The sequence below is a fragment of the Trebonia sp. genome (assembly GCF_049794275.1).
In the GTDB taxonomy this organism is placed as follows: Bacteria; Actinomycetota; Actinomycetes; order Streptosporangiales; family Streptosporangiaceae; genus Trebonia.
This window is the reverse complement of the sequence record NZ_JBARCR010000886.1, coordinates 1-3,708: the sequence shown is the minus strand read 5'-3', so window position 1 is coordinate 3,708 and position 3,708 is coordinate 1. Positions and strand designations below refer to the sequence as shown.

Sequence of the window (3,708 nt, the reverse complement as noted above, 5' to 3'; positions counted from 1 at the left end):
ATCTATCAGTTATGACCACTTCTATGACCGATTTGCCCGATTTATCGATTCGTCCCCACGGAACTGATAGAGAGTTGAAGTGGCGAGGCGCGGCGGCGGCGCGGGCAGCGTCGCGAGATGGTTAGCGACGGGCGGGGCGGGGTTTTGACGGGCGGGGGTGAAACCTATCATCGGGGCATGACGGAGTTCCGGCTTGCCGAACGGATGGGGCGGCTCGGCACTGAGTCCGCGTTCGAGGTGCTCGCCAGGGCCAAGGCCCTGGAGGCCGCCGGGCAGACGATCGTTCACCTGGAGATCGGCGAGCCCGATTTCCCGACGGCCGGGCACATCGTCGAGGCCGCGGTCGAGGCGCTGCGAACCGGCCACACGCACTACGTGCCCGCGCCGGGGATCCCGGCGCTGCGCGAGGCGGTCGCCGCGTTCCTGGAACGGACCGGGCGGATGCGGGTGCCCCCGGACCGCGTGGTGGTGACGCCCGGCGCCAAGCCGATCATGTTCTTCACGATCCTCGCGCTGGCCGGACCCGGTGACGAGGTGCTCTACCCGGACCCCGGCTTCCCGATGTACGAGTCGATCACCTCGTTCGCCGGCGCGACGCCCGTACCGATCCCGCTGCGCGAGTCCAACGACTTCAGGATCGACGTCGCCGAACTCGAGCGGCTGATCACCCCGCGCACCAGGCTGCTGATCATCAACTCCCCGCACAACCCGTGCGGCAGCGCGCTGACCCGCGAGGACTGCGCCGCGATCGCCGAGCTCGCGCAGCGCCACGACCTGGTGGTGCTCTCCGACGAGGTGTACTGGGCGATCAGGTATGACCGGGGGGTTGCAGAGGGGCCGTCCCCCCTACGGCAAGCAGGGCACGCGAGCGTGCTCGACTTCGACGGCATGGCGGACCGGACGATCCTGCTCGACGGCTGGTCAAAGACGTACGCGATGACGGGCTGGCGGCTCGGCTTCGGCGTCTTCCCGCCCGCCCTCGTGGAGCCGATCACCCGGCTGGCCATCAACTCGGTCTCGTGCACTTCGGCGTTCAGCCAGTACGCGGCCATCGCGGCGCTCGACGGGCCGCAGGACGGGGTGGCGCAGATGGTCGCCGAATTCCGCACGCGGCGCGACGTGATTGTCGGCGGCCTCAATGAGATTCCGGGTGTCAGCTGCGTCGAGCCGCAGGGAGCGTTCTACGCGTTTCCGAACATCAGAGGCACCGGCCTGACCGCCAGCGAGCTGGCCGACAGGCTGCTGTACAAGGCGGGCGTCGCCGCGCTGCCCGGCACCGCGTTCGGGCCGTGGGGCGAGGGCTTCCTGCGGTTTTCCTACGCGAACTCGGTGGCCAACATCCAGGTGGCGCTTGACGCGATCACGTCGCTGCTCGGTTAACTCCCTCCCGACAAACTGCCACAATTCGGCCAACAATCCGTAAATAACGATTTGGCCGCATTGGCAGCGTGATCGGGATTACACTAACCAGCTAGTCATATTTCGGTACCGGACGAGGTGGTCTGGTGTTGCTCGTCCGACACAGGCGAGGGCGGCGGAGCCTATGACGAGCCCTGACGTTCCGGGCAGCGAGCGGCCCGCTGGCCATGCCGCGGTGTCGCGGAGATCGTTCCGCCCGCACTTCCCCCCGCTCCCCTCGCGAGCCTCCCTGGCGCTGCGCAACTGGCCCGTCTCGCGGCGGCTTGTCGCGGTCATCGTGATGGCGCTGGTCATAGGCCTGGTTTTCGGCGGGCTGCGGGTCGCGTCCGCTATCGGGACCGCCAGCTCGTTCGCCCGCACCACACAGCTGGCCGTCCTCGGCGAGCAGGTCACCGCGCTGGCCCAGGCGATGGAGACCGAGCGCGACATGTCCGCCGCGGTGCTCGCCGACGACAGGGTCATCGCGGCGGCGACCGCCGCGAAGGAGCCGGACGCGGTGCTCAAGGGGCTCAAGGAGGGCGCGGCGCCCGACATGGCCGTGCAGGCGAGCGCCCAGGCGGCGACCAACGCGGCGGCGACGCGGACACTGAACCTGACGGAGCAGATCGGCGCGCAGTTCCCGGCGACCACCCAGGCCAGGGCCGCGACCGTCGTCTCGCAGATCGGCCTCATCCCCGCGCTCCGCTCCCAGCTCACCGGCCAGACGCCGTCGGCCGCGATCCAGGCGTACTCCGAGGCCATCGCCGACCTGTTCAACCTGAACGACGAGATCACGAGCGGCAGCGGAGACCCCGCGCTATCGGACGAGGTGCGCACCCTCGGCGCGATCTCCCGGGCCAAGGACCAGGCCTCGCAGCAGCGCGCGATCCTCTACGCCGCCCTCATCGAGTCCGCGGCCAACGACCCGGCCGCGCTGGCCGACGCCGGCGGACTGCAGGCGCTGACCACCGCGGCGGAGCTGGAGCAGGCCGACCTGATGGCCTTCCAGGCGTCCGCCACGCCCGCCGAGCAGGACGCCTTCCTCAGCACCGTGGCCAGCCCCGAAGTGGACACCGCGCAGCTGCTCGGCAACTTCATCAGCCAGGCGCAGAACCTGCAAGACGTCAAGAACCTCAGCCCCAAGGGCTCGGCCGTCATTACCCCGGCCACGGCGCCGGACCTGTGGTACCACGCCATGACGGACACGATCAACCGGATGCGCACGATCGAGCTGCAGGTGGCGGGCGGGATCGTGGCGCGCAGCACGATGCTCCAGCAGGGTGCGCGCGAGTCGGCGACGCTCGCCGGCGCGGTGACCGCCGGGGTACTCCTGCTGGTGCTGATCGCGACGCTCATCGTCGCACGGTCCCTGGTCGAGCCGCTGCGGCGGCTGCAGGCGGACGCGCTCGAGGTCGCGTCGATCCGGCTGCCCTCCCGGGTCGCCGAGCTCAGCCAGTCCGCCGAGCCGGACGTGAGCCGCGGGGTAGAGCCGATCGGCGTGGACTCCACCGACGAGATCGGACGGGTGGCCCGCGCCTTCGACCAGGTGCACCAGGAGGCCGTGCGGCTGGCCGGCAACGAGGCGCTGTTGCGCGGCAACGTCAGCGCGATGTTCATCAGCCTGTCCCGGCGCAGCGTGCCGCTGATCGACCGGCTGACCCGGATGATCGACGAACTCGAGCAGAACGAAGACGATCCCGACCGGCTGTCCAGCCTGTTCGCCATGGACCACCTGGTCACCCGGATGCGCCGCAACTCGGAGAACCTGCTGGTGCTCGCCGGCGAGGAACCGGTGCGCAAGTGGAGCGAACCGGTGCCGCTCGCGGACGTGGCCAGGGCCGCGACGTCGGAGATCGAGCAGTACGGCCGGATCGTGCTCAACATCCAGCCTGGGATCGTCGTCTCCGGGCAGGCCGCTGCCGACGTGGTGCACCTGCTCGCGGAGATCATCGAGAACGCCACCATGTTTTCCCCCAGGGACACCCCGGTGCAGCTCACTGGCCAGGAAGTGTCCACCGGCGGGGTGCTGCTCGAGGTCAGCGACGCCGGGATCGGCATCCCGCCGACCCGGCTCGCCGAGATGAACTGGCGGTTCGACAACCCGCCGCTCGTCGACGTGTCGGTGTCCAGGCACATGGGGCTGTTCGCGGTATCCCGGCTGGCGGCGCGGCACGGGGTGCGAGTCCGGCTGCAGGCGGCGGCGCCGCAGGGCGTGTCCGCCCTGGTCTGGCTGCCCGCCAGCCTCACAGGCCGGGAGTCGCGCCGGTACATCGACCGGCGGTCGCGGCAGCTCGCGAAGGAGTCATTCAC

General features: G+C 69.9%; 2 protein-coding genes. Both read left to right on the top strand.

Features of this window, described 5'->3' with window-relative positions:
- Positions 1-177 precede the first annotated feature (177 nt).
- Positions 178-1,380, top strand: coding sequence for a pyridoxal phosphate-dependent aminotransferase (locus WA805_RS22820; protein WP_425243367.1), 1,203 nt, complete (start codon positions 178-180; stop codon positions 1,378-1,380).
- A gap of 163 nt (positions 1,381-1,543) precedes the next feature.
- Positions 1,544-3,708 (top strand): nitrate- and nitrite sensing domain-containing protein (locus WA805_RS22815; RefSeq protein WP_425243366.1); only part of this gene is annotated, 2,165 nt, incomplete at its 3' end.